Source organism: Cupriavidus ulmosensis (assembly GCF_977008105.1).
In genome coordinates this window covers 991,777-1,018,047 of the sequence record NZ_CDRMWP010000002.1, presented here as the reverse complement: position 1 = coordinate 1,018,047, position 26,271 = coordinate 991,777, and the positions used below count along the sequence as shown (strand labels likewise).

Annotated in this window: 24 protein-coding genes; 2 read left to right on the top strand and 22 right to left on the bottom strand. The window is 70.3% G+C overall.

Features of this window, described 5'->3' with window-relative positions; genetic code table 11:
- Nucleotides 1-31: 31 nt before the first annotated feature.
- From hpaI to ACWTPI_RS24350, 7 genes are all read right to left on the bottom strand, one after another.
- A complete protein-coding gene (gene hpaI, locus ACWTPI_RS24380) occupies nt 32-859 on the bottom strand; it encodes a 4-hydroxy-2-oxoheptanedioate aldolase (protein WP_454732977.1) in 828 nt (275 codons plus the stop codon).
- The gene (locus ACWTPI_RS24375) at nt 856-1,842 is read right to left on the bottom strand and encodes a hydroxymethylglutaryl-CoA lyase (RefSeq protein ID WP_454732976.1); all 987 of its coding nucleotides are present in this window, start codon (nt 1,840-1,842) and stop codon (nt 856-858) included. The genes hpaI and ACWTPI_RS24375 overlap by 4 nt, the downstream gene beginning before the upstream one ends.
- A 76-nt stretch (nt 1,843-1,918) precedes the next feature.
- On the bottom strand, nt 1,919-2,803 hold the full coding sequence (locus ACWTPI_RS24370; protein ID WP_059415378.1) for an SMP-30/gluconolactonase/LRE family protein: 885 nt from the start codon (nt 2,801-2,803) through the stop codon (nt 1,919-1,921).
- Between the two features lie 17 nt (nt 2,804-2,820).
- Nucleotides 2,821-3,309 carry an acyl dehydratase gene (locus ACWTPI_RS24365; RefSeq protein WP_454732975.1) on the bottom strand — a complete coding sequence of 163 codons (489 nt, stop codon included), beginning with the start codon at nt 3,307-3,309 and terminating at the stop codon, nt 2,821-2,823.
- Nucleotides 3,310-3,313: 4 nt separating this feature from the next.
- Nucleotides 3,314-3,829 carry an FAS1-like dehydratase domain-containing protein gene (locus ACWTPI_RS24360; RefSeq protein WP_063923089.1) on the bottom strand — a complete coding sequence of 172 codons (516 nt, stop codon included), beginning with the start codon at nt 3,827-3,829 and terminating at the stop codon, nt 3,314-3,316.
- Nucleotides 3,830-3,856: 27 nt separating this feature from the next.
- Entirely contained in the window at nt 3,857-5,131 is a 1,275-nt protein-coding gene (locus tag ACWTPI_RS24355; protein WP_454732974.1) for a CaiB/BaiF CoA transferase family protein, read from the bottom strand.
- Between the two features lie 69 nt (nt 5,132-5,200).
- Nucleotides 5,201-6,364, bottom strand: a complete 1,164-nt coding sequence (locus tag ACWTPI_RS24350) for an NADH:flavin oxidoreductase/NADH oxidase (RefSeq protein ID WP_454732973.1) — start codon at nt 6,362-6,364, stop codon at nt 5,201-5,203.
- 135 nt (nt 6,365-6,499) lie between these two features.
- Here ACWTPI_RS24350 and ACWTPI_RS24345 point away from each other — a divergent pair, with 135 nt between their 5' ends.
- On the top strand, nt 6,500-7,285 hold the full coding sequence (locus tag ACWTPI_RS24345) for an IclR family transcriptional regulator (RefSeq protein ID WP_059415358.1): 786 nt from the start codon (nt 6,500-6,502) through the stop codon (nt 7,283-7,285).
- Between the two features lie 41 nt (nt 7,286-7,326).
- Here ACWTPI_RS24345 and ACWTPI_RS24340 read toward each other — a convergent pair whose 3' ends face one another.
- The 14 genes from ACWTPI_RS24340 to ACWTPI_RS24275 form a co-directional block, all read right to left on the bottom strand.
- Complete coding sequence (locus tag ACWTPI_RS24340) at nt 7,327-8,166, bottom strand: GntR family transcriptional regulator (RefSeq protein WP_059415354.1); 840 nt, start codon at nt 8,164-8,166, stop codon at nt 7,327-7,329.
- A complete protein-coding gene (locus ACWTPI_RS24335; protein WP_454732972.1) occupies nt 8,163-9,965 on the bottom strand; it encodes an acyclic terpene utilization AtuA family protein in 1,803 nt (600 codons plus the stop codon). The genes ACWTPI_RS24340 and ACWTPI_RS24335 overlap by 4 nt, the downstream gene beginning before the upstream one ends.
- Nucleotides 9,966-10,410: 445 nt before the next feature.
- A complete protein-coding gene (locus ACWTPI_RS24330) occupies nt 10,411-11,769 on the bottom strand; it encodes an NtaA/DmoA family FMN-dependent monooxygenase (RefSeq protein ID WP_454732971.1) in 1,359 nt (452 codons plus the stop codon).
- Nucleotides 11,770-11,795: 26 nt separating this feature from the next.
- Nucleotides 11,796-13,508 (bottom strand): dipeptide ABC transporter ATP-binding protein, encoded by a 1,713-nt coding sequence (locus ACWTPI_RS24325; RefSeq protein WP_059415351.1) that lies wholly within the window; start codon nt 13,506-13,508, stop codon nt 11,796-11,798.
- Between the two features lie 89 nt (nt 13,509-13,597).
- Complete coding sequence (locus ACWTPI_RS24320) at nt 13,598-14,533, bottom strand: ABC transporter permease (protein WP_454732970.1); 936 nt, start codon at nt 14,531-14,533, stop codon at nt 13,598-13,600.
- Nucleotides 14,530-15,492: an ABC transporter permease gene (locus ACWTPI_RS24315; protein ID WP_020203880.1), complete on the bottom strand. Its 963-nt coding sequence runs from the start codon at nt 15,490-15,492 to the stop codon at nt 14,530-14,532. Before ACWTPI_RS24315 ends, ACWTPI_RS24320 begins: the two co-directional genes overlap by 4 nt.
- Entirely contained in the window at nt 15,489-17,123 is a 1,635-nt protein-coding gene (locus ACWTPI_RS24310; protein ID WP_454732969.1) for an ABC transporter substrate-binding protein, read from the bottom strand. Before ACWTPI_RS24310 ends, ACWTPI_RS24315 begins: the two co-directional genes overlap by 4 nt.
- Nucleotides 17,124-17,255: 132 nt before the next feature.
- A complete protein-coding gene (locus ACWTPI_RS24305) occupies nt 17,256-18,005 on the bottom strand; it encodes an ABC transporter ATP-binding protein (protein WP_454732968.1) in 750 nt (249 codons plus the stop codon).
- Nucleotides 17,992-18,714 (bottom strand): ABC transporter ATP-binding protein, encoded by a 723-nt coding sequence (locus tag ACWTPI_RS24300; protein ID WP_454732967.1) that lies wholly within the window; start codon nt 18,712-18,714, stop codon nt 17,992-17,994. The genes ACWTPI_RS24305 and ACWTPI_RS24300 overlap by 14 nt, the downstream gene beginning before the upstream one ends.
- Nucleotides 18,711-19,589 (bottom strand): branched-chain amino acid ABC transporter permease, encoded by an 879-nt coding sequence (locus ACWTPI_RS24295; RefSeq protein ID WP_454732966.1) that lies wholly within the window; start codon nt 19,587-19,589, stop codon nt 18,711-18,713. The genes ACWTPI_RS24300 and ACWTPI_RS24295 overlap by 4 nt, the downstream gene beginning before the upstream one ends.
- Entirely contained in the window at nt 19,586-20,473 is an 888-nt protein-coding gene (locus ACWTPI_RS24290) for a branched-chain amino acid ABC transporter permease (protein WP_020203875.1), read from the bottom strand. The genes ACWTPI_RS24295 and ACWTPI_RS24290 overlap by 4 nt, the downstream gene beginning before the upstream one ends.
- Before the next feature lie 9 nt (nt 20,474-20,482).
- Nucleotides 20,483-21,634, bottom strand: a complete 1,152-nt coding sequence (locus ACWTPI_RS24285; RefSeq protein WP_020203874.1) for an ABC transporter substrate-binding protein — start codon at nt 21,632-21,634, stop codon at nt 20,483-20,485.
- Between the two features lie 80 nt (nt 21,635-21,714).
- The gene (locus ACWTPI_RS24280) at nt 21,715-22,845 is read right to left on the bottom strand and encodes an LLM class flavin-dependent oxidoreductase (protein ID WP_454732965.1); all 1,131 of its coding nucleotides are present in this window, start codon (nt 22,843-22,845) and stop codon (nt 21,715-21,717) included.
- 17 nt (nt 22,846-22,862) lie between these two features.
- A complete protein-coding gene (locus tag ACWTPI_RS24275; protein WP_454732964.1) occupies nt 22,863-23,699 on the bottom strand; it encodes an ABC transporter substrate-binding protein in 837 nt (278 codons plus the stop codon).
- A gap of 321 nt (nt 23,700-24,020) precedes the next feature.
- Between ACWTPI_RS24275 and ACWTPI_RS24270 the strand changes: the two genes are divergently transcribed.
- Complete coding sequence (locus tag ACWTPI_RS24270) at nt 24,021-24,689, top strand: CGNR zinc finger domain-containing protein (protein WP_454732963.1); 669 nt, start codon at nt 24,021-24,023, stop codon at nt 24,687-24,689.
- Between the two features lie 34 nt (nt 24,690-24,723).
- Here ACWTPI_RS24270 and ACWTPI_RS24265 read toward each other — a convergent pair whose 3' ends face one another.
- Entirely contained in the window at nt 24,724-26,259 is a 1,536-nt protein-coding gene (locus ACWTPI_RS24265; RefSeq protein ID WP_059415324.1) for an aminotransferase-like domain-containing protein, read from the bottom strand.
- Between the last annotated feature and the right edge of the window lie 12 nt (nt 26,260-26,271).

Below are 26,271 nucleotides of genomic sequence, written 5' to 3'. Positions count from 1 at the left end.
CGAGCGGACAGGCGCGGGATGGACCAGAAAATCAGTACGTGCCTTGCGGGTTGTGCGCTCCTCCTCTTCCACGGCCGAAGTGGCCGGCCAGACTGTCGATGCCGCGCGCCAAGAGCGTGACGTCGGTGCCCACGGCGACGAAGCGGGCGCCCAGCTCCAGATACCGGCGCGCCAGCGCGGGATCGCTGGTCAGAATGCCGGGCGCCTTGCCGGCGGCGGCGATGCTGGCGATGGCGCCTTCGATCGCCTGTTGCACGGCGGGGTGCGACGGGTTGCCGGGATGGCCGAGCGAGGCCGCCAGATCGGCCGGGCCGATGAAGACGCCGTGGACGCCGTCGGTCCGTGCGATATCCACCAGGTGTTCGAGGGCGGTCGAGGTCTCGACCTGCACCAGCAGGCAGATCTGCTCGTCGGCACTTGCGATGTAGTCGCCGCGGCGGCCGAACCAGGAGGCGCGCGCCAGGGCCGCGCCCACGCCGCGCACGCCAAGCGGCGGATAGCGCGTTGCCGCGACCAGCGCCCGGGCCTGCTGCGCCGTGTCCACCATCGGAACCAGCAGCGTCTGGGCGCCGATGTCGAGGTACTGCTTGATCATCCAGGCCTCGCCGCTGGGCGGGCGCACCACCGGCGCGGCGCGATGGGATGCGACGGCCTGCAACTGCCCGAGAATGCTGCGCACGTCGTTGGGGGCATGCTCGCCGTCGATGAGTACCCAGTCCATGCCCGACGCCGCGCAGATCTCGACCGAGTACGGACTCGCCAGGCCCGCCCAGATGCCGATCAGCGTTTCGCCCGCACGCAGGCGGCGCTTGAACGCATTCACCGGCGCCCGCTGGAAGTCCTCCGCCGGCGCACTCATGCCGCCCCCGTCGCGTTTTCCGCGCGTGCGGCGACGCGGCGGCGCAGCACGTCAAGACTCCCGGCGACTTTCAGGCTGCCCGGCAGCGGATGCCCGACGATGTCCTCGGCCAGCTCCGCCGCGGCGATCAGCGCGTCGAGATCGAGCCCGGTCTCGATGCCCATCTCGGCCAGCATGAAGGCAAGATCCTCCGTGCACACATTGCCCGCGGCGCCCTGGTTTGCCGCGAACGGGCAGCCGCCCAGGCCGGCGATGGTGGCGTCGAACAGGTCGACCCCCATCTGCAGCCCGGCGTAGGCATTGGCGATTCCCATGCCGCGCGTGTCATGCAGATGCAGCCCGACGCGCAGCGCCGGGTAGCGCTCCCTGACCGCGCCGACGACGCGCTTGATGGCTTCGGGCGTCGCCCACCCCATGGTGTCGGCCAGCGAGACCTCGCCGATGTCGCAGCCATGCTCCCGGCCGATGTCCATGATCGCGTCGACCTGCCGCAGCACCGCGTCGATGGGGACCTCGCCCTGGTAGTTGCAGCCGAAGGCGGCCATCACGCTGCCGCGGTCCACGTTCACGCCGCTGGCCTTGAACAAGGCCATCATGGCGCGCTGCGCGGCCAGGTTCTCTTCCTGCGTGCGCTGCTGATTGCGGGCCAGGAACTGGGCGGAAGCGGTGGTGGAGATCGAGCCGCGGAAGTCCAGCCGCCCGCTCGCCAGCGCGCGCTGGAATCCCTTGTCGTTCAGCCAGAGCGCCGTGTAGCGCACGCCTTCCTTGCGCCGGAACCCTCGGACCACGGCCTCCGCGTCCGCCATGCCGGGCACGCGCTGCGGGTTGACGAAGGACACCGTCTGGATCTGCTTCAGCCCGGTCTCGGACAGTGCGTCGATCAGCGCGATCTTTCGCTCGGTCGGGATGTTTCCCTTCTCGATCTGGAAACCCTCGCGGGGCCCCTCCTCGTTGATCTGGACAAACTTCGGAAAATCAGACATCTCAAACTCCTCGGCAATGTTTCTGTTGGCATCGATTGCTGATGAACCCATCCGGCACCGCGCCGGCCATGCCGGTTCAGCCGGAGAAAAACGGCTCCGGCACCCCGCGCGCGCCAAGCCCGTGGATGGCGAACACCGCGCCGGCCAGCGGCTGCGACGCGCGCGACGCATCGGGCACCAGCACCGAGGTCGACGTCACGTACAGCACGTCCAGCCCCGCGCCGCCGAAGTTGCACATGGTGGGATGGCTGACGGGCAGCCGGACCATCCGCTCCAGCCGGCCGTGCGGATCGAACCGTCCCACCGCGCCATCGCCGATGAGCGCGCACCAGTAATAGCCGTCGGCATCGAACGTGGCGCCATCCACGCGCCACGGCAGGCCGCGGGTATCCAGGTACACCCGCTTGTTGCTGATGGCGCCGGTGTCCAGATCGAAGTCGTAGCGCCAGATGGTGTCGCCGCGGCTGTCGCCAAACACGAGCGTCTTGTCGTCCGGACTGAAGGCCATGCCGTTGGACACGATGAAGCCGCTGTCCATCTTGTGCACGCTCTCGTCGGGATCGAGCCGGTACAGCGAGCCGCCGGGATTTTCATTGCCCGCGTCGCGCGTGCCGCACCAGAAGCGCCCGCGCCGGTCGCAGCGGCCGTCGTTCAGGCGGTTCTCCGGCAACTGCGGTTCCGGGTGGACGATCGTGGTCAGCGCCCCGGTCGCCGGATCGAGCCGGCAGAAGCCCTGCTTGAGCGCCACCACGATGCCGCCATCGCGCGCGAACACGAAGGAGCCGATGTTGCTCGGCATCTCCCACGTACGCGTGGTGCCGTCGGCCTCGAGCCGGCGCAGGGCCGGGCGGCGGGTGTCGACCCAGTACAGCCGGTGCTCGGTCGGATGCCACATGGGGCACTCGCCCAATTGATCGATCTCCTGGCAGGCGATCTCGATTTCGTAACTCAGTTTGGTCATGGGAATGGCTCTTGGATTCACACCGACGCGGGTTCGGCGGGCGCGACGAACGGGTAAGGCACGGGTTCTCCGTCGCGGTACGGCAAGGCGATCACCGCCGTGCCCGGCGTGGATTCCTTCTGCGTTTCGTCGCGGATTCCCAGCTCCAGGTCGACAAACCCGAAGGCCTCGGCGCGGCGCGTGTTCACGACCTTGCCCCACAGGGCGAGCCGCTCGCCCACCAGGTTCATGGCGCGGAACTGGAAGCCGATCTTCCAGACCCAGCCCGCGGACCCGGCCCACGCCTTCAGGTATTCGGCGATGAATTGCTGCTTGAGAGAACCGTTGATCAGCAAGCCGGGCAGTTCGTCGTGCTGCTGGGCGAACGGCAGGTCGTAGTGGATCTTGTGCCAGTTCTCGACCGCGGCCGACCAGCGCATCAGGTGCGCGGTGGTCAGCGGCCCTTTCATCAGCGGGGAGAGGTCGTCACCGATGCCGACGTCTTCGAAGTTCCTGCGAGAGCTCATGGTCTTATCTCCTGATCAGCGTTTTTTTCACCCGCATCAGCGGCTCGCCGGATTCCGTCTCATAGGTGGTCTCGATGACCACCATGATCATCGGACCGGAGCGGGACTCGCGTTCGTAGATGTCGGCGTAGCGCGACTGCTGGTAGATCCGCTCGCCGTGGCGCGCGTAGCGAAGCAGCTCGATCTCGGCGCCGCCGTTGAGCAGGGCCATCCCGTGGAGCGGCAGCTCCGGCAATCCGCTGCCGACGGCGGTGACGAGGCCGTCGAAATCGGGGTCCTGCGCGCGCTCGCTCAGCGGGTCGCCCGCGCCATACGGCAGCCGGAACAGGAACGCCGGATACAGCGGGGGCGCCACCGCGCCGCCATGACGGGGATGGCGGTCATCCATATAGGCCGGATCCGCGTCCATGATGGCCTGGGCATAGCGCCGCACGGCGCCGCGCTCGACGGCGTCGCAGGCGGGCCTGCGCTCGCCCTGCATGCCGATGTGCCGGCGGACTTCGTCGGTAATCAATGTCATGAAATCTCCTCCTGGTGACCGGATGGGTTACGCCTGGACTTCGGGCTGCGCCGGCGCGTACTGCCGCCAGCCGTGGTCCAGTCCAATGACTCGGCGCGCCGCGAGTTCCTCGAGCTGCTGCGCCGTGTAGCCGAGCTCGTTCAGCACCTCGGCGGTGTGCTGGCCCAGCCGCGGCGGCGGCAGGCGCACTGCTCCGGGCGTGTCGCCCAGGCGGAAAGGCAGGCCGGCCATGCGCATCGGCCCCAGGCCCTGCAGCTCCAGGTCCTCGATCAGATGCGCGGCCTGCACCTGCGGCTGGGCCACCACCTGGTCGATCTTGTTTACCGGGGAGCACGGCACGCCCTGCCCGGCCAGCCGCGCCGTCCAGTAGGCCACCGGGTGTTGCGACACGACCTCGGCGATCAGGGCAATGAGTTCCTGCCGGTGAAGCGAGCGCACCCGCGCGTCGGCGAAGCGTTCGTCGTCGATCCACGCCTCGCGCTCCAGCGCGCGGCACAGGCCCTGCCACATGCGCTGGTTGAACGCGGCGATCACGATCCAGTCGTCGCTGCCCTGGAAGGCGCGGTAGATGGGACTGCTCAACGCGCCGCTGCCGCTCGGGCCCGGCACTTCGCCGCTGGCGAAATGGCGCGTGAGGAAATGGGCGAGCATGGCGATCTGCCCTTCGAGCAGCGACGTGTCCACCTGTTGCCCGAGGCCGGTGGCATGGCGAGCCTGCAAGGCGGTCAGCACGCCGATCGCGGCGAACATTCCGCCGCCGATGTCTGCAACCGAAATCCCCATCTTGGCCGGCGACCCGCCCACCTCCCCGGTGATGCTCATGCCGCCCGAATAGGCTTGCATGAACAGGTCGTTGGCTGGTTGCGCCGCCAGGGGCCCGGTGCTGCCGAAGCCGCTGATGCTGCAATAGATCAGCCGCGGATTGGCCCGGGAGAGCTCGGCCCACCCCAGGCCGAGCCGGTCCAGCACGCCGGCGCGGTAGTTCGTCACCAGCACGTCGGCGCCCTCGATCAGCGCGCGCGCCGCCGCGACACCCTCGGGATGCTTGAGATCCAGGGCGATGCCGCGCTTGTTGCGATTTGCCGAGGCGTAGTAGTAGCCCATCGAGCCGTGGAAATACGGCGGCCACGCGCGGCTGTCGTCGCCCTCGCCGGGGCGCTCGATCTTGATGACGTCGGCACCGTAGTCGCCCAGCGTCATGGCGCAGAAGGGCCCCGCCATGGCAACGCCGATCTCCACCACCCTGATTCCCGCCAGCGCGGCTTCCGGCACCGTGGGTCCCGCTTTCTGTTCCGTAGTCATAGATTAATTTGCACTGCGAATAATCAATTCATTGAAATGGCAAAAAAAAATTTTGCGGCCTGGGCCGGCTCAGCGCGGCGCCTGCCGCCCCGACTGCCACGTCGACAGGCAGCGCGCGAAACCCGCGTTGGCGCGCTTTTCGAGCCAGTAGCCGTAGTTGGCCGGAACCGTGGCGTAGGCATCCTGCTGGTCGAGCTTGGCCGCGGCATCCAGGGCCCAGTGCGGGTTGTAGAGCAGCTCGCGGCCCAGCGCGACAAGGTCGGCCTGACCGGCCTGGAGGATGGCCTCCGCCTGTTCGGCATGGATGATCAGGCCGACCGCCATCGTGCCGATGTCCAGCTCCCGGCGAATCGTCTCGGCGTAGGGCACCTGGTAGCCATAGGACGGCGAGGGGCCGGGATCGGCGACGGAGCGCGCCGTCATGCCGCCCGCGCTGCAATCGACGATGTCCACGCCGTGCGCCTTCAAGCATTGCGCGAAGCGCAGGCTGTCGGCGATGGTCCAGCCCGCCTCGTCCGTGGCCGAGATCCGGCAGAACAGCGGCTTGTCCTGCGGCCAGGCCGCGCGCACCGCGCTCACTATCTCCAGCGGGAAGCGCATCCGGTTTTCCAGCGAGCCGCCGAATGCGTCGGTGCGCTGGTTGGCGGCGGGCGACAGGAACTGGTGCAGGAGATAGCCGTGCGCCGCGTGGATCTCCAGGACATCGAAACCGGCGGCATGGGCCCGCTTTGTCGCCTCGCTCCACCTGCGCACCTGGTCCCGCATGTCGGCTGGCGTCATGGCGCGCGGCACGCTGGCGCCGGCCGTATGCGCGATGGCGCTGGGGCCGATGATTTCCCAGGCCTCCCCGTGGTCGACTCCCGGCGCCTCCGCCAGCGGCGCGCGGCCCTGCCAGGGCAGCGAATTGCGCGCCTTTCTCCCCGAATGCCCCAGCTGAATGCCGGCCGCCGCGCCATGCTGGCGCAGAAAGGCGGTCACGCGGCGCAGCGGCTCGATGAAGTCGTCCTTCCAGAGGCCCGGATCGTTCGGCGTGGTGCAGCCGCGCGGGTCGACCTTGGTGGACTCCATGAAGACCAGCCCGACGCCGCCCACCGCGAACTTCCCGAGATGCACCAGGTGCCAGTCGGAGATGAATCCGTTGCGCGCCGAATAGGTCAGCATGGGCGCCAGCACGATCCGGTTCTTGAGTGTCACGCCGCGCAGCTGGAGCGGGGAAAACAGTTTCGCCTGCATCGTTTGTCTCCTTGTGTCGCACGGCGCATCGAGCGGGGCGGCCCGGGCGCCGGACACATTCCGTGCCGCGCCTCTTTATTATTCGCTATGCGAGTTATATAATTGCCCTTCGAATAAACTACCGGAAGACAGATCATGGCGCAAGCCCGCCCTCTCGCTAAGGACCGGCAGTTCGTCGCCGCGCTTGCCCGCGGCATCCAGGTTCTGCAGTGCTTCTCGGCCGCGCGCCCCGAACTGAGCGGATCGGAAATCGCCAAGCTCACCGGCATTCCCCAGCCCACCGTCTGGCGTCTCTGCCACACGCTCCTGGAAACCGGCATGCTGATCGTCGTCGCCGGCGAGCGCTATCGCCCCGGCCTGCCCGTCCTGCGGCTGGGGTACAGCGCCATTTCCGGGATGAGCCTGGTGGAACTGGCCCGGCCGCACATGCAGGAAATCGCCACGCGCTACGGTGCGGCCTGCGGGCTCGCCACGCGCGACGGCAACCGCATGGTCTTTGTCGAGCGCTGCGAGGGAAACAATCAGCTGTTGATGAACCTGCGCGTCGGCTCCGCCGTTCCGCTGGCGACGTCGGCGCTTGGCTGGGCCTACGTAGCCGGGCTGCCGACCGCGCAGCGGCGCCAGTTGCTAGACGAGCTGCGCACCCAGGACCGGGCAACCATGACGGAGGTCAGCCGCGCCATGAACAAGGCGCTCGCCGACTACGACCGCCTCGGCTATGTGCTCAACGAAGGCGTGTTCCACAAGGCGTACACCACGGTGGCCGTGCCCGTGGTGGCCGCCGACGGCAGCATTCCTTACACGCTCAACTGCGGCTCGGCCGCGATATCGATATCGGTCGCCGAGCACAGGAATGTCATTGCCCCGAAACTGATCGCGCTCGCGCGCATGCTTGAAAACGCCCTGGAGATCCGTTCCTGAATGGCGAGGAATGGCGAGAATCGCGCGGAATCGCGCGGTCGTCAGCCGCGGCTGTCGGGCACGGCCAGCGCCGGGTAGCGCTCGGTAAGCCGGGCCGGGAATTCCACGTCGAGGATGAAGCGGTCGCCGCGGTACCAGAAGCAGCCCGCCGTGAGCACGTTGCCGTCGACGTCGAGCGTGGTGCGCACGATCTTGGCGACCGGCGCGGCGAAGCCGCAGGCCAGCTCGCGCGCGAGCGCGTAGTCGGCCGGCTCCACCGTCATGCTCTGGTGCAGCATGCCGAGGCGCTCGCCCACGGCCTCGCGCAGCAGGCGCGCGATCTTGCGCTGCTTCTCGGCGCCGCGCGGGAAGCGGTTGAACACCGCGGAGGCCACGTACAGCTCGATCAGACAGAACGGCTCGCCGTCGTGCAGGTGCAGCTTGCGCAGCAGCACGTATTTGTCCAGCGCCGCGCCGCGCGTGGGCAGGCCGTCGGGCAGGCGCACGTCCCGGTGTTTTTCCAGGATGCGGATCTCGAGCTCGCTGCTGCCGACCAGCTCGTCGTTGATGACCGAGCGCATGCCCGCGCTGGGCCCGGGCGGCTGGCCGGTGACGTGCGTGCCGCGCCCGCGCTGGCTGCTGACCAGCCCTTCCTCGGCCAGCACGGCGAAGGCCTGCCGCACCGTGACGCGGGCGATGCCGTAGCTCTGCGCGAGCTGCTCCACCGTGGGCAGGCGGTGGCCCAGCGGCCATTCGCCACAGACGATGCGATGGCGCAGCACGCTGGCCAGCTGGCGGTAGCGCGCCACGCCGCCGCCGTCCTCGGGCAGTTGCGCGGGCGGTGGTGCCAGCGGCGATGCCGGCGGTGATGCCGACAATGATGCCGGCGCGGCGCGGTTCATGGCAGCAGCCCGCGCGGCACGCGCACCGGCATGGCCAGCAGGATCTGCGCCATGCCCTTGCCGAGCGGGTCGTTGCGCAGCGAGGCCATGCCGCCGCCGTCGAGCGCTTCCTCGCACACCAGGTTGACGGCGTGGATGCCGGGCAGGTCGTGGCGCGTGACCGGCCCCCTGACCAGATGGCCGAGCCATTGCGCCACGCGCGCCGGCGTCGCGCCCGCGCGCAGCCACGGCAGGTACTCGGGACGGCGCGCCATCAGGCCGATATTGGAGATGTCGCCCTTGTCGCCGCTGCGGCCATAGGCGAGGCGGATCAGCGGGACTTCCTCGAAGTCGCCGGCGGACGGCGGCGCATCGAGTCCATCGGGCGCGGGCTGCGCGGAGGGAGACGCGGGCGCGGGCGCCGCCACGGGCATGGCCACCGGCTTGCGCTCGCCGTCGATCAGCACCGTGGGCGACAGCTTGTCTTTCTCCAGCAGGAAGGCGTATTGCCGGATCGACGGCGAGGGGCTGGGCCGGCCGCCGCCCGAGCCGGTGGTGCCGGGCGACCAGCTGGTGCCGGCCGCCGAGATCTCGCGCGCGAACAGTTCCAGCGCGGCCTTCTCCGGGTGCATCACGGCCAGCCGCATGATGGCCTCGCGCGTGTGGCGCGTTTGCGCGTGGGGGCCGTAGCACGACTCGGCGCCCAGCACTTCGACGTGCGTGCGGCTGTAGTCGCCGAAGCCGTGCGCGGCGAACAGCGCGCGCGTGCGCGCGAGGATGGCCTGCGCGGTGCGCTCGGCCTTGGCCACCGCGTCGAAGCCGACGATGGACAACTGCGCGTTGCAGCGGAAGCCGTCGACATAGGTGGCCGAGACCTTGTAGCGGTCGCCCGGCGCGCGCCCGCGCGCGCCACGCACCTCGACCAGGTCGGGGCCGGCCTGCGCCAGCGTCACGCCGGTGAAGTCGCAGGTCACGTCGGGCAGCAGGTAGGCGGCCGGGTCGCCGATCTCGTACAGGATCTGCTCGCCCACGGTGGCGGTGCTGACCAGCCCGCCGGTGCCGGGCGGCTTGCCCACCAGGAAGCTGCCGTCGGCGCGGCAGGCCACCACGGGGTAGCCGATGTTCGGCCAGTCCGGCACGCTGTCCCAGTCGGTGTGCAGGCCGCCGGTGGCCTGGCAGCCGCACTCGATGATGTGGCCGGCCAGGCTGCCCTGCGCCAGCAGGTCGTAGTCATCGGGCCGCCAGCCGAACTCGTGCATCAGCACGCCGAGCGTGACCGCGCTGTCCACGCAGCGCCCGGTGATGACGATCTGCGCGCCGTCGTCCAGCGCCTGCCGGATCGGCAGCGCGCCGAGATAGGCGTTGGCGCTGACCAGCTTGTCCGGCAGCGGCTGGCCCTTCTGCATGTCCTCGACACCGCTCTCGCGCAGCGCCGGCAGCAGTGGCATCACGTCGTCGCCCTCCACCACGGCGATGCGCACGTCCACGCCCTGCTCCGCGGCGATCGCGGCCAGCGCCTGCGCGCAGCCCCGCGGGTTGATGCCGCCGGCATTGCTGACCACGCGGATGTTGCGCGCGGCGATTTCCTTGAGCAGGCCCTTCATGGTCACGGCGACGAAGTCGGTGGCGTAGCCGAGCTCCGGCTTGCGCAGGCGCGCGGCGGCCAGCACCGACATGGTCAGCTCGGCCAGGTAGTCGAACACCAGGTAGTCGATCTCGCCGTGGCGCACCAGCTGCGGCGCGCCCACGCTGCTGTCGCCCCAGAAGCCGGAGGCGCCGCCGATGCGCACGGCGCGGCCGGTCTTTGTCGTTGCATCCATCTGCTTTGTCTCCTCTGTCGTGTCCGGCTCAGGCCCGCGCGCGCCGCCGGCGGGTCATCTCAGCTGGCTGGCTCGGGCGCTGGTTTAGTTCTATTAATGGAACTATAGGCTAATGACTCCGCGCGGCACAAGAAAAAGCGCCACGGAAAAAGCCCGACACGATGCTTGACAAGCCCCTCAACGCTGTGCCGGACGACGGTTTTTCTGGGCCGTGTTATCCACAATTGCTGTGGATAACAACCCCCTCGATACCCGCAAACCCGCTTGCCGACGCCAAACCGTTCGGACTGCCTAATGTTTCAGCAAGTTGACGATTCAATGTCATGACAAAGACAGCGGCGACCGGTCCGCGGACCGCAGCGCGCCGCCCGCGGCACCCGCCGCCGCCGGCGTCCGGGACCGATGCCCCATGCCGGGACGCCTTCCGTGCGGGGACGGGCGGCGCTCAGGCCCAGGGGCGCAGGCGGCGCGCCGCGTGGGTATCGGGAAGATGGGCGGCGCGGCCGAACAGCTTCTCGCGCAGCGTGCCCTCGGCGTAGCCCGACTGCATCAGGCCGCGGCGGCGCAGCACCGGCACCACCGCGTCGGCGAATTCGTCGAACCACTCGGGCATGACGACCGGGATCAGGTTGAAGCCGTCCACGCCGGCCTCGACCCAGCTGGCGATGCTGTCGGCGATCTGCTCGGGCGTGCCCGCCACCGCCTTGTTCAGGCGCTGGCGCATCACGTCGCCGAAGCGGGCGCGCTTGTCGGGCGCGGCGTCGATGACCGCGCGGATGCCGCCCTGCATGTACTCGGTCTTCACTTCGTCGAGCGGGGTGTCGGGGTCGATCGCGGACAGGTCGAAGCCGATGGTGCCCGAGGCATGCGCAAGGTAGCCCGGCTCGCTGCGCCAGTGGAGGAATTCCTCGTAGCGCACGCGCGCCTCGGCCTCGGTGCTGCCGATGACCGGGTGCAGGCTCACCAGGTACTTGAGGTCGCCGGGCGCGCGGCCGTGCGCCGCCAGCCGGCGGTTCATCTCGGCGATGTCGTTGCGCGCCGAAGCCGGCGTGATGGCCGGCAGGAACGTCAGCTCGGCATGGCGCGCGGCAAAGCCGCGGCCGGCGGGCGAGGCGCCGGCCTGCGCCAGCAGCGGCGTGCGCTGCGGCGAAGGCTGCGGCAGGTGCGGCCCCGCCACGCGGTAGCGCGGCCCCTCGTGGTCGATGGCGTGGATGCGCTCCGGGTGGGCATAGATGCCGGCGGCCGCGTCCGCCGCCACGGCGTCGTCCTGCCAGCTCGCCTCCCACAGCTTGTAGGCCACCTCGGCATATTCCTCGGCCCAGGCATAACGCTCGTCATGGCCGGTCAGCGCCGGCTGGTCGAAGTTGCGCGCGGCGTTGTCCAGGTAGCTGGTGACGATGTTCCACCCGACCCTGCCGTCGGTCAGGTGATCGAGCGTGGAGAGCTTGCGCGCGAACGAGAACGGATGCTCCTGCAGGATCGAACTGGTGACGATGAAGCCCAGGTGCTCGGTCACGTAGCCCAGCGCCGACACCAGGCTGGCCGGGTCGTTGGACGGGAACTGCATGCCCTCGCGCGCGGCGGTGGCCCAACCTTGCCGGTATTTGTCGTAGACCCCGACCGTATCGGCCAGGAAGATGGTGTCGAGCCCCGCGCGCTCGGCGGTGCGGGCCAGCTTCACCCACGGCTCGAGCCGCGAGAAATTCCGCTGCGCGCCGGCCTCGGGCCGGCGCCATTGCCCGTGCGTCTGGTGCGACGGCGTGACGTGGGTGAACGCGTTGTAGATGATCTTCCGGCCTGTCATGTGCTGCATTTCCTTTTTTGCATCGTTCAGGCCGCGGCGGAGCGCCTGTCCTCGCCGGCGGACCGGCGCAGCGGCAATACCGCCTCCAGCAGCCGGCGCGTGACCGGGTGCCGCGTGTGCTCGTGCAGCGCGCCGGCGTCGAAGGTCTCGACGATGGTGCCGCGCTCCATCACCGCCACCCGGTCGCACAGCGACTCGATCACCGCGAGGTCGTGGCCGATGAACAGGAAGGTCAGGTTCAGCTCCGCGCGCAGTTCGCGCAGCAGGTCCAGCACCTGGGCCTGGATCGACACATCGAGCGCGGACGTCGGCTCGTCCAGGATCACGAACTCGGGCTGCGCCGCCAGCGCGCGCGCGATGCCGATGCGCTGGCGCTGGCCGCCCGAGAATTCGTGCGGATAGCGCTCCAGGTGCGCCGCGGCCAGCCCCACGCGCTCGAGCGCCTGCACGGCGAGGTCGCGCGCGGCGCGCGCGCTGGCGGCCACGTCCAGCCGCGTCAGCGCGTCGGCCAGTTGCGCGCCGATCTGGCGGCGCGGGTTCAGCGAGGCGCCGCTGTCCTGGAACACGAACTGCACGCGCCGGCGGAACGCCTTCAGCGCCGGCCCGCGCAGCCGGGTCACGTCGACGCCGTGCGCGCGGATGGTGCCGCCGGAAGGGTCGATCAGCCGCGCGGCCAGGCGGGCCAGCGTCGACTTGCCCGAGCCCGACTCGCCGATCAGCCCGAGGATCTCGCCGCGCCGGATGCGCAGGTCCGTGGGCCGCACCGCCGCGACCTCGGTCCCCTTGCCCCAGAATCCGCCGCCCAGGCGGAAGCTGCGCGATACCTGCTCGAGCACCAGCACCGCGTCGGCATCGTCGCGCGCGTCCGCCGGCGCAATCGGGGACGCGACCGGGGACGCGGGAGTCGCGGCGCTCACGGGCGCCGCGGCCAGTTGCCGCTGCGCGCGCCGGATCTCGGCGGAATCGGGCACGGCCCGCACCAGCGCCGCCGTATACGGATGCGCGGGCGCCGCCAGCACGTCGCGGGTGGCGCCCTGCTCGACCACCACGCCGGCGCGCATCACGGCCACGCGGTCGCTCAAATACGACACCACGCCGAAATCGTGCGTGATGACCAGCAGCGCCGTGCCCTCCTCGCGGTTGATGTCGCGCAGCAGGTCCAGGATCTGCTTCTGGATGGTGGGGTCCAGCGCCGTGGTCGGCTCGTCGGCGATCAGCAGCTTCGGGCGTCCCATGACCGCCATCGCGATCATCACGCGCTGGCGCATGCCGCCCGACAATTCGTGCGGATAGGCGCGCAGCACGCGCTGCACGTCGCGGATGCCCACGCGATCCAGCCACCGCGCGGCCTCGGCGCGCGCCGCCGCCGCATCGAGCCGGTGGCGGAAGCGCAGGCCTTCGGTCATCTGCTCGCCGATGCGGAAGGACGGATCGAGCGAGCTCAGCGAGTTCTGGAAGATGATGCCGATGCCCGCCCCGCGCACGCCGTTGAGCGCCGCTTCGGGCAGGCCGAGCAGTTCGCGCCCCTCGAAGCGGACCGAGCCGCGCGCGCGGCTGTCGCGCTCCGGCAGCAGCCCGAGGATGGCGGCCGCGGTCACGCTCTTGCCCGAGCCCGATTCGCCGACCACCGCCAGCACCTCGCCCGCGCCGAGGTCCAGGCCGATGCCGTGGATCACGCGCTGCGGGCCGCCGGCGCCGTCGAACTCGACTTCGAGATTTCTGATGGAGAGTAGGTTCATCAACTTGTTCCCGGCGCCGGATCGGGGCGCCATGTCCGGTGCCATGTGTGGCGCAATATCCCGCGCCCTGCCGCGCCCTGCCGCGCGCGTCAGCCGCGCGGGTCCAGCACGTCGCGCAGCCCGTTGCCCAGCCAGTTGAAGGCCAGCGCCAGCGCCACGATGACCAGCGCCGGCGCGGTGGCCACATGCGCCGCGCCCAGCACCAGCACCTGCGCGCCCTCGGCCACCATGCGGCCCCAGTCCGCGTCCGGCGGCTGCGTGCCCAGCCCGAGAAAACTCAGGCCGGCCTGGAACACGATCATGCCGCCCGCCAGCGTGGTGCCGTACACCACCGCGGCGGTCGCCACGTTGGGCAGGATCTCGCGCAGCAGCACGTCCGCCGTGGTCGCGCCGCAGGCGCGCGCCGCCTCCACGTATTCCTTGTCGCGCTCGGCGCGCACGCCGGCATAGACCACGCGCGTGAGGTAAGGCGTGGCCGAGAACACGATGGTCAGCGCCACGGCCCAGATGCCGGGCCCGAGCGCGGTGGCCAGCCCGATGGCCAGCAGCACCATCGGGAACGCGAACAGGATGTCGATCACGCGCATGATCAGCGCCGGCCAGCGGCCGCGGTGGTAGCCGGCCAGCAGGCCCAGCGCCAGGCTCAGCAGCACCGCCACCACCACCGGCGGGATGCTGGCGAGCAGCGCGCGGCGCCCGCCCCACAGCAGGCGGCTGAAGATGTCGCGCCCCTGCGCGTCCAGGCCCAGCCAGTAGCCGGGCGTGCCCGGCGGCGCCAGCCGCAGTTGCGGCTCGGCCACGTTCGGGTCGTGCGGCGCGAGCCACGGCGCCGCGGCGCTCACGGCCAGCGCCAGCACGATCACGACCAGCCCGAGCAGGGCCAGCCGGTTGGCCCGCAGGCGGTGCCAGCGGCCCCGCGCCGCGGAACGGAAAGCGTGCTGGCCGCCGCCGTCGTTGTCATTGTCGTTGTCGTTGTCGTTGTCGTTGTCGTCGGCGGCGACCGTGGTGGTGACGGCGTGGTTCATGCGGGTCCGCCTCCGTTGCGCAGGCGCGGATTGAGCAGGTCCAGCGCGACGTCGGTGGCGAGGTTCACGGCGATGAAGCAGCCCGTCACCAGCATCACGCCGGCCTGGATCATCGGGTAGTCCTTGCCGGCCGCCGCGTTGTAGAGCTGGGTGCCGATGCCGGGCCAGTTGAACACGTTCTCGACGAAGATCACGCCCGACAGCAGGTAGCCGACCTGCAGGCCGGTGACGTTGATCACCGGCGAGAGCAGGTTGCGCCCGAGGTGGCGGCGCAGCAGGAGGGACCTGGGCAGGCCCTGCGCGCGGAACGTGCGCAGGTAGTCCGAGCCCATGATGTCGATGACCTGGGCCCGCACCAGCTGCGCCAGGATCAGCATCGAGATCACCGCCGCGGCGATGGCCGGCAGCACCAGGTGGTGCAGCAGGTCGAGCCAGTCCTGGTCGCCGCGCATGTCGTACATGCCGGAGACCGGGAACCATTGCAGCCGCACGCCGAACACCCAGATCAGCAGCAGCCCCGACCAGAACACCGGGAAATTGTGGCCGACCTGGATCACCAGCATGGCCGCGCCGTCCATCCACGAGCCGCGCTTCAGGCCGCTGAGCACGCCCACCGCCACGCCGCCGGCCAGGCACACCACCACCGCGGCGGCGGCCAGCAGCAGCGTGTTGCCGAAGCTGCGCGCCAGCACCTCGAACACCGGCGTGCGCAGCACCAGCGAGGTGCCCCAGTCGCCCGCCATCAGGTGCTCCAGCCACAGCGCGTACTGCACCAGCACCGGCTGGTCGAGGCCGTACTCCTTGCGGATCGCGTCGATCGATTCCTGCGGCAGCGTGCTGGCCAGCGCGTTGGTGATGGGGTCGCCGTCGCCCGCGTGGGCGATCAGGAAGACCAGCACCGACACCACCAGGAAGATCGGGATGGCCTGCAGGAAGCGGTAGACGATCGCGCGCGTCATTTCTTCAGCCAGACCTTGGAGAGATCGTAGAAGTTCTGCGCCGGCACGTTGAAGCCCTGCACGTTCTGGCTGTTGGCGAAGTGGTTGCGGAACGTCACCAGCGGCAGGAACACCGCGTCGCGCTGCGCCAGCGCGTTGGCCGACTTCCACGCGGCGACCGCGGCGCGCTCGCTGGTCTGCGAGGCGGCCTTGGCGATGGCCGGCGCGATGGCCTGGTCCACCACCTTCTCGCCGCCGCCGCGCGTGATCACGTAACCGTCGAAGGCGAGCTTGAGCCAGTACGGCGTGACGAAGCCCCACTCCATCGTGAACAGGCCGGTGTCGGGCGCGAGATTGGCCAGCTTGCTGGTGTAGGTCAGCCACTCCTGCGAGATCACGTTGACCTTGATGCCGACCTTGCCCAGGTCGCGCTGGATCCATTCGACCGAGGGCTGGTTGGCCACGTCGGTGATGATGGTGAAGTGGACGTCGCCCTCCTTGTAGCCGGCCTTCTTCAGCAGCTCGCGCGCGCGCGCCGGGTCGTAGGCGGAGTCCTTCTGCGCGGCGTCATAGGCGGTGTTGCCGATGTTGAAGATGCTGTAGGACGGCACCGCGCGGCCCTTGAAGATGGTGCGCGCCAGCCCTTCGCGGTCGATCGCCAGCAGGATCGCCTGGCGCACCGCCTGCTTGCTGGTGAATTCGTTGCGGAAGTTCCAGCCCAGGAAAAGCTGGCCGGCCGTGGTGCTGTCGCGCACCGTGTAGCCGCCGCTCTCCAGCCCGTCCGCGGCGTCGGCCGGCACGCGCGTGAGGATGTCGATCTCGCCCGAGCGCAGCGCCGCCAGGCGCGTGGCGTCGTCCGGGATCGGGCGGAAGATGATGCGGTCGAGATACGGCCTGGCGCCCCAGTACTTGTCGTTGCGCACCAGCACGGTCTTCTCGCCGTGCACGCGCTCGACGAACTTGAACGGTCCCGTGCCGGTCGGGTGCAGCGCCAGCCCGTCCTGGCCGTATTTCTTCAGCGCGGCCGGGCTGAAGATGCCGGACACGTAGTTGCCCTGCGGCAGCAGCCGCGGGAAATCGACGAACGGGGCCTTGAAGACGAACTGCACGGTGTGGTCGTCGACGACCTTCACTTCCTGCAGATTGCCGTAGACCGGCTTCATGGTGGCCGCGGCGCGCACGTCGTAGAACTCGAACGCCGGATCCGTGTAGCGGCGCACGTTGAACTGCACCGCCTGCGCGTTGAAGTCGGTGCCGTCGTGGAACTTGACGCCCTGGCGCAGCTTGAAGGTGAAGGTGCGGGCGTCGTCGCTGACCTGCCAGCTCTCGGCCAGCGCGGGCACCAGCGGCGGCGGGCCGTCCTTGGCCGGGCGCGAGAGATCCTCCGCCACCAGCGACTCGTAGATATGCTTGTCTACGCGGTAGGTCTCCCACGAGTACTGGCGGTTCGGGTCGTACACCGTCGGCTCCTGGTACTGCCCCACCACCAGCGTGCCGCCGGTGCGCGGCGTGCCCTGCGCTTGCGCGATGCCGTGCGCGCCCCAGGCCACCACGCCGGCGAGCAGCGCGGCGGCCAGCCGCAGGCCGGCATGCCGGCGGGTCTCCGCGCCTGAACGCGGAACAGAAGATGAAACACGTCCAGGCACCGTCATGGCAATCTCTTTATCTGAAAGCTTCGTCTGAAAGAACGGAAATTCTATTGGCGCGCCCGGCAAACGCGAACGACGCATTTCGCATGTCGTCATAGCAAACGGGAAAGCGCGCGGCGGCCCCGGCGCGCGCGCTCACGCGGCGTGGCGGCCGCCGAGATAGGCCGCCAGCACGGCGGGGTCGGACGCCACCTGCGGGCCGGTTCCCGCCAGCACGATGCGGCCCTGCTCCAGCACGTAGGCGCGGTCGGCCAGCGCCAGCGCCTCGCGCGCGTTCTGCTCGACCAGCAGGATGGTGGTGCCGGTCGAGCGGATGTCCGCGATGATGTCGAAGATCGCGGCGATGATGCGCGGCGCCAGGCCCATCGACGGCTCGTCGAGCAGCAGCAGCCGCGGGCGCGCCATCAGCGCGCGGCCGATCGCCAGCATCTGCTGCTCGCCGCCGGACAGCGATCCGGCCAGTTGCTTCTCGCGCTCCCCCAAGCGCGGGAACAGCGCGTAGATCCGCGCGATGTCGGCCTCCACCTGCGCGTCGCGGCGCAGGTAGGCGCCGATGCGCAGGTTCTCCGCCACGCTCAGGCCGGGCACCGTCTGGCGCCCTTCCTGCACCAGGCTGACGCCGCGCGCGACGCGCCGCTCGACCGCGAGGCCGTCGAAGCGCACGCCGTCGAACGCGATGCGCCCGGCAGTGGCCGGCACCAGCCCCATCAGCGCCGACAGGATGGTGGTCTTGCCGGCGCCGTTGGCGCCGATCAGCGCCACGATCTCGCCCTCGCGCACCTCGAGGCTGACGTCATGGACCACCGCCAGCACCCCGTAGGCCACCGACAGCCCCTGCACCGCGAGCATCGCCGCCGGCGCGGCGTCCCGCTCAACGCTTGGCATGGCGCACCCCCAGATAGGCTTCGATCACCGCCGGGTTGTCCTGCACCTGCGCGGGCAGCCCCGACGCGATGGCCTGCCCGGCGTTCATGACCACCACGAAATCGCTCACGCCCATGATCAGTTCCATATCGTGCTCCACCAGCAGCACCGTGATGCCCTGCCCGCGCACATCGCGCAGCAGGCTTTCCAGATCGCGCTTCTCGGTCGGGTTCATGCCGGCCGCGGGCTCGTCCAGGATCAGCAGCGCGGGTTCGGCCGCCAGGCTGCGGGCGATCTCGAGGCGGCGCTGGTGCCCGTAGGACAGCGCCTGCGCCGGCCAGTCGCGCGCGTGCAGCAGGCCGAGCCGCTCGAGCAGCGCCTGCGCGCGCCGCCGCGCGTCCTTGCCGCGGCGGCGCTCGGCGCCGATCAGCACGTTGTCGAGCACGCTCAGGTCGGCGAACAGGCGGATCTGCTGGAAGGTGCGCCCGATGCCGAGCCGGGCGATGCGGTGCGACGGCAGGCCGCGCAGTTCCACGCCGTTGAAGCGCAGGCTGCCGCCGTCGGCCTGGTAGAAGCCCGTCAGCAGGTTCATCAGGCTGGTCTTGCCCGAGCCGTTGGGCCCGATCACCGAGGTGATGGTCCCGGGCGCCACGTCGAACGACAGCCCGTCGAGCGCGGCGACGTTGCCGAAGCGCTTGCGCGCGTCGCGTACCGACAATACCGGGCTCATCGCGCCGCCTCCGCGGTGGCCGGACGCGCCGCGCGCCTGCGCCCGCGCGGCGCCGCCAGCCCGCCGACCGACAGCATGCCGCGCGGCAGGAACACGATGGCCAGCAGCAGGATCAGCGCCATCAGGATCTCGCGCGCCTGCGCGGAGAAGCGCAGCACCTCGGGCAGCACGGTAAACACCGTCGCGCCCGCGATCGCGCCGGCGACGTGGCCCAGCCCGCCCAGCACCGCATAGGCCACGGCGTCCAGGCTGCGCTGCAGGCCGAAGTCGTTGGGGCCGATGAACGAATTCATGTGCGCCGCCAGCGCCCCGCCCAGCCCGCACACCGCGCCGCTGAACACGAACACCGCCAGGCGCACGCGCGCCACGTCGATGCCCAGCGACTGCGCCGGCATGTCGTCCAGGCGCGTGGCTTCCATGATGCGCCCGAGGCGGCCGCCGCGCAGCGCCAGCACGGCGATCACCAGCGCCGCCAGCACGCCGGCGAGCTGCGGCAGCGTGGTGCGCACCGGAATCGCGTCCAGGCCCAGCGCGCCGCCGGTCACGCTGTCCCAGTTGAACGCGATCACGCGGAACACCTCGGTGAAGGCCAGCGTGCCCAGCGCGAAGTAGTCGCCTTCGAGCCGCAGCACCGGCGTGCCGAGCAGCAGCGCCACCAGCGCCGCGGCCAGCGTGCCCAGCGCGACGGCGGCCGCGAACGGCAGGCCGGTATGCAGCGTGGCGAGAGCCGACACGTAGGCGCCCATGCCCACCAGCCCGCCGGTGGCCAGCGAGAAGCGGTTCACGCTGAGCATCAGGTACACGCCGATGCCGAGGATGGCATTGACGAAGACGAGCGCGATGACGTTCTCGTACGATTGCAGCCACTCGATCATGCGCGCTGCCTCGTCGCGGTGCCGAACAGGCCGGAGGGCCGGCACACCAGCACCAGGAAGATCGCGCCGAATGCCACCGCGTCGCGCAGCGACGACTGCAGGTAGGCCACGCTGTAGACCTCGGTCAGGCCCAGCACCAGGCCGCCGATGGCCGCGCCCGGCACGTGGCCGAGGCCGCCGAGGATCAGCGCCGAAAGTCCCTTGAGCAAGATGTTCTCTCCCATGAACGGGGATACGGCGTCGTAGAGCACGCCAAGCTGCACGCCGGCGGCGCCGGCCAGCGCGCCGGTGAGGAAATACGTCAGCAGCCGCAGCCGCGCCACCGGCACGCCGACCAGCTGCGCGACGCTTGGCCGGAACGCCATCGTGCGGATCGCCAGGCCCACGCGCGTGCGCCGCAGCACGTAGGCCAGCACCGCCATCAGCACCACCGCCGCGACGATCACCACCACCTGCAGGCTCTGCACCCGCACCGCGCCGAGCTGCCAGACGTGCCCGGTCCAGGGCGCCGGCGGGAAGCGCCGCACCTGGGTGCCGAACACCTCCTGCACGATGGCGATGAGCAGGCGCGACAGCGCCAGGCTGGCGACCAGCCCCATCCAGCGGTTGGCGCCGCGCCGCGCCAGCGGCCCGAACACGAGCAGCTCGCTGAGCAGCGCGATGCCGCCCGCGATGGCCATCGCCGCGAGGAACGACGGCAGCAGCGGCCAGTGCAGGGCCAGCGTCAGCTCCAGCCCGGCGAAGGCGCCCACCATCAGGATCGAGCCCTGCGCCAGGTTCAGGACGTTGAGCACGCCGAACAGCAGCGTGAAGCCGACCGCGAACACCGCGTAGGTCGCGCCGAGCGCCACGCCGTTGATGGTCTGCTGGAGGAATACGTTCATGCCGCGGCCTTACTTCGCCTCGAACGGCACGAACCGTCCGTTCCTGCCGACCAGGATCTTGGGCTGCACGGTCGGGTCGCGGTTGGCGTCGAAGCCGATCGGGCCGAGCACGCCCGGATAGTTCCTGATGCCGACCAGCTCCGCGCGGATGCGCTTGCTGTCGCCCGAGCGCGCGCGCCGGATGGCTTCCACCAGCAGCGACGCGGCATCGTGGCCATAGGCCGAATAGATGTCGGGCGGGTGCTTGTAGCGGCTGGCGTAGTTGGCGATGAAGGCCTTGCTGACCGGATTGTCCAGCTCGGCGAACCACGCCGTGCCGACGATCACGCCCTCGGCGCCGGCGCCGCCGAGCTCGAAGAACTTGGTCGAGATGGCGGACTGCGTGCCGACGAACACCACCTTCTGCGAGATGCCGAGCTGGCGCGCCTGCCGCACGATGCCCGCGGCTTCCTCGGCCAGCGCGCCGATCACGATCAGGTCCGGGTTCTGCGCCTTGATCTTGGTGAGCTGCGCGGCAAAGTCCACGTCGCCGCGCTGGAAGGTCTCGGTGGCGACGATGGGAATGCCGTTGTCTTCCAGCGCCTTCTTCTGCACGCCGTAGGCGGACTTGGTCAACTGGTCGTCGATGCCGTAGATCTGCGCGGCGCGCTTGACGCCGTAGCGGCCGATCACGGTCTTGAGCACGTTCGGCGTGACGTTGTCCTCGGGCGGGCTGACGCGGAAGATGTAGTCGCCCAGGCGCGTGGTCAGGCCCGCGGCGGTATTCGACGACGCCACCACCGGGATGCCGGCCTTCTGCGCCAGCGGGTCGGCCGCGTAGGCGGAGGTCGCCAGCGTCGGCCCGAGGATGGCGGATACCTTGTCCTGCGCGATCAGGCGCTGGAAGATGTTGACGGTCTGGTTGCGGTCGGCGCCGTCGTCGTAGTGGATCAGCTCGAGCTTGAGGTCGCCCAGCTTGCCGCTGGCGTTGGCCTCGTCGACCACGAGCTGGATCGCGTTCTTCTGCTCGATGCCGTACAGCGCGGCGGAGCCGCCGGTGGTGGTCTGCACCAGGCCGATCTTGACGACTTCCGCGGCCGCGCCGGCCGGAATGGTCAAGACGGTCGAGATGGCCAGGCCCAGCACGCCGAGCGCTAGGAGATGTTTCTTGATGGGCAACATGGGAGTCTTGGTCTTGTAGCTTGTTGCGAAACGATGGAAAGGGAAACCGGGAAGCGGGAGCCCGCGGCCCGCGCCGGGCGTCACGACGCCTGCGTGCGCCAGCCCGCGTCGCGCTCGCTGGTCCAGGCGGATGTGGCGCCAGCGTCCGCGCGGCGGTCCACCGGCAGGTGCGGCAGGACCAGCTCGGCGAAGCGGTAGGCTTCCTCCAGCAGCGGCATGCCGGACACGATCAGCACGTCGATGCCGGCCTCGCGGTACTCGCGGATGCGCGCCAGCACCTGGGACGGGCTGCCGATCAGCGCGGTGCCCGGCCCGTGGCGCACCAGCCCGATGCCCGACCACAGGTTCGGCGCGATCTCGAGCTCGCGGATGTCCTTGGGCTTCTTGCCGCCGTGCAGCGCCGACATGCGCTGCTGGCCGACCGAATCGATGCCGGCGACATAGGCCTGCGCGCCCGCGATCGCCGCGTCGTCCATGTGGTCGTACAGGTCCTGCGCGACGGCCCACGCCTCGGCCTCGGTCGGGCGCACGATGACGTAGAGGCGGATGCCGAAGCGGATCTTGTCGGCGCGGCCGTGCGCGCGCGCGAGTTCGCGCACCTCGCGGATCTTGCTGTCGGCCTGCTCCACCGTCTCGCCCCACGACAGGTAGGTGTCGATGTGCTTGGCGGCGACCTCGTGCGCCGCGCGCGACGAGCCGCCGAACCACAGCTCCGGCGTGCGGCCGCCGTAGGGCGGCAGCGGCAGGCCCGCGTCGACCACGTGGATGTGGCGCCCCTTGAACGTCACCGACTCGCCGCGCAGCAGGCCGCGCAGGACGGTGAGGTATTCGTCGGTATAGGCGTAGCGCTCGTCGTGGCTGAGGTGCACGCCGAACTGCGCCATCAGCTTGGCGTCGCCGTTGACGATGTTCACGCGCAGGCGCCCCTTGGAAAACTGGTCGAAGGTGGTGATCATCTTGCCCAGCAGCGTGGGCGAGAGCAGCGGCGGATGCGCGGCGATGAGATGCTGGAACTGGTCGGTGTAGGGAATCAGCGATGCCCCCTGCACCCACGCGTCGTGCGTGCCCGTGGCCAGCAGCGCGCCGGTGAAGCCGAGATGGTCCACGGCGCGGGCCAGTTGCTGGAAATACGGATAACTCAGTGCGCGCGCGCCGTCGGCGCGCCACGGGTAGCGCCCGTCCGGGCCGGTCAGATACCACAAGACTTCCATGAAGTTCGTCCTCGCTGTCATGCCGCCGCCAGGGCGGGATAGTTCTCCGTCACCGTGTCGGCGACGTCGATCGGTTCGGGAATGAGCCCGAAGCGGGCAAAGATGTCGGCATGGCGCTGCTGCTCGGCCACGAACCCGGCGTCCGGCACGTGCACGCCCCACGGGCGCGCGGCGAGCGCGGGCAGCCATTGCGCGGCGCTGTTGCCGTTGACGCCGTCGAGCAGGCGCGCGGCCGCTTCCGGGTCGGCCGCCGTCAAGCGGTCCGAGTCGGCCAGCGCGTCGACCAGGGCATGCACCGCGGCGGGCCGCTCGCGCAGCACGTCCTGGCGGCCCCAGTAGACCGAGCGGTTCGAGAAGGCGTGGCCCGGCCGCGCGAGGACGCGCACCGGCACGGCCTGCTCGATCTGCCCAAGCAGCGGATCGGTGGCGACGATGGCGTCGAGCAGCCCGGCGACGAACGCGTCCCGGGCCGTGGCCGGGGTCAGCTCGACCGCGTTCACCTCGCGCCAGTCGAGGCCGGCCGCGTCGAGCTCGGCGGCCAGGAACTGCGTGTGCCAGGAGATCGGCATCAAGGCCACGCCGCGCCCGCGCAGGTCGGCCAGCGTGCGCGCCGGCGAATCGGCGCGCACCACCAGCCCGCCGCGCTCGTGGCGCGGCTCGGACATGCCGAAGGCGGCCACCGCCAGCCCCTGCGCCTTGGCCAGGATCGGCGGCGTCGCCCCGGTGCCGCCGAGGTGGATCACGCCGAGCCGGATCAGCGGAATCGTGACCGCGCCGGCGCCGTAGACAAAGAAGGAAAGTCCCTCCGCGCGCAGCGCGGCGACATGCGCCTGCCGCCTGGCAAGGATCGACAACGAAGGATTCTGGGGGTGCGCCCCCACGACCAAGGCCATCCGTGACACCTATCGAAAACAGCGGGAAGAAACGGCGCCACGGGCTGGCGCCGGCCGGGAAGCCATGACGCCAAGCGATTCTTGTCATGGGTTAAACTCATGACGGAAAGTCTACGCACAAGGTATCCGGCCAACAAGCGCGCATTTCGAATATGCATATCCGGTGCCGCCATTGGCGCCATCGCCGCTTCGGCAGGCGCGCGGACGGAACATGGGCCGGCACCTTTTTTTTCGGGGACGTAACTGCGATGATATGGGCCACATCCATAGCGACAACCTGCCATGAACGCACCTGAACTGCCCGCAGCGGGCACAGCGGGAGAAGCCGCCGCCGCGCCCGCGCGGCCGGTGACAAAGAAGGAACTGACCCTCAAGTTCCGCGGCGGCGTCGCCAGCCTCTATCTGGTGGAAACGCTGGGCGAGTGGACCGGCCGGCAATACGAGCGCATCCACAGCGCGCGCCGCTGGGACGAATGGCTGCGCGGCGCCAAGCTGCCGAAGCCGCCCCAGCGGGCGACCGAAGACGAGCTGGCGCAGATGCGCGAGCTGCGGCGCGCGATCTACGGCGTGGTGCAGGCGGTGCGCGCCGGCCACGCGCCGGCGCGCGGCGAGGTCGAGACCATCAACGCCTTCGCGCGCGAGATGCCGCCCCCGCCGCAGCTCTCCAGCACCGGGGACAAGAAGCGGCTGGGCAGCCCGATCAGCCATGCGCAGGTGCTGGGACTGATCGCGCAGGACGCGATCGACCTGCTGACCGGCGACCTGCGCCACAGGATCCGCGCGTGCGCGAGCCCGGTCTGTCCGGTGCTGTTCGTCGACAAGTCGCGCCGCGGCGACCGCCTGTGGTGCTCGGCGGCCTGCGGCGCGCGCAAGGCCACCGCCAAGTACCGGCTGCGCCTGGCCGGGCGGGAGCTCGACGAGGAAACCGCGTTCTGCGTCGAACAGCACTGAGGCGGCACCGAGGCAGAGCGGCGCGCGCCGGCCCCTACCGCGGGCCGGCCATCCGCCCGGCAAGCTCGCCGAGTCGCAGCAGGCCCTCGCGCGCCTTGGGCGAATCGGGCACGCCGCAGTTCATGCGGATGCAGTGCCCGTAGTCGCCGTGGGGCGAGAACAGGATGCCCGGCGCGACGCCGACGCCGAGGCCGACGGCGCGCTCCTGCAATGCGAGCGTGTCGACCTCGCCGGGCAGCTCGACCCAGAGCAGGAAGCCGCCGCTGGGCAGCGCGAACGAAGTGCCTTCCGGGAACACGCGCGCCACGTTCTCCGCCATGCGATAGACCTGCGCCTGCATGGCGCGGCGCGTGCGGCGCAGGCGCCGCGCCATGCCGCCGCTGGCGAGGTACTCGGCCAGGGCCAGCTCCAGCACCTGGGGCTGGCCGACGCTCGATACCCGCTTGAGAAACGCGATCTGCTCGCTGAAGCGCCCGCCGTCGACCCAGCCCACGCGCATGCCGGGCGCGATGGTCTTGGTCAGCGACGCGCACAGCATCACCAGGCCGGATTCGTCGAAGCCCTGCGCGGCGTGGCAATCGCCGGCGAAATGCAGGTCGGCGAAGGTGGCGTCTTCGATGACCGGGATGCGGCAGCGGTTGGCCAGCTCGACCAGCTGGCGCTTGCGCGCGAGCGGCATGGTGGCGCCGGACGGATTGCTGACCGTCGTCGACAGCAGCACCGCCGCGATCTTGCCGCCCTCCGCGGCGCGCGCCAGCGCGTCGACATCCATGCCGTCGCGGTTCGCGCCGACGACCGGCAGCGCGCGCAGGCCCAGCATCTGCAGCGTCTGCAGGAAGCCGTAATAGGCCGGCGCCTCCACCGCCACCGTGTCGCCGGGTTTCGTGACCGCGCGCAGGCACAACTGGATCGCTTCCACCGCGCCGTTGGTGATGACCACGCGGCGCGGGTCCACGCTGGCGCCCCACTCCACCACGCGGCGCGCCACCTGCTGGCGCAGCTCCAGCGAGCCGGGCGCGAAGTTGTAGTTGCCGACCAGCGCCGGCTTGCGGCGCAGCAGGTTGGCGATGCCGGTGGCCAGCCGCTCGCACGGAAAGAACGAGGCGTCGGGGATGGCGGCGCCGAACGGAATCAGGTCCTCGCGGTAAGCCAGCGCCGAAGCCGGCCCGCTGCTGGCGAGATAGCGCGTGACGGCGCCGCCGCCGGGCACCGGCTCCGGCCGCGCGATCTCCGGCAGGCGCGGCGCGACGTAGCAGCCGCTCTGCGAGCGCACGACGACCCACTGCTCGTCTTCAAGCTGCCGGTAGGCTTCCTGCACGGTGCTGATGGAAAGCTGCTTCGAGCGGCTGAGCGCGCGCACGGAAGGCAGCTTCTGCCCCGCCACGAACACGCCCTCGAGGATCTGCTGCTTCAGCTCCGCGGCCAGGCGCGCGTACAGCGTGGTGCGCACCGCGCCGACCGGCCTCGCCGCCGCCGCGGGCTGGTCCGCGCTCCCGGCCGTGGGTTCGGCCACGGGCTCGGCCTCGGGTCCGGCCACCGCGGCGGGTTTCTGCCTGGCACTGGCGTTCATGCTGCGTTCCTC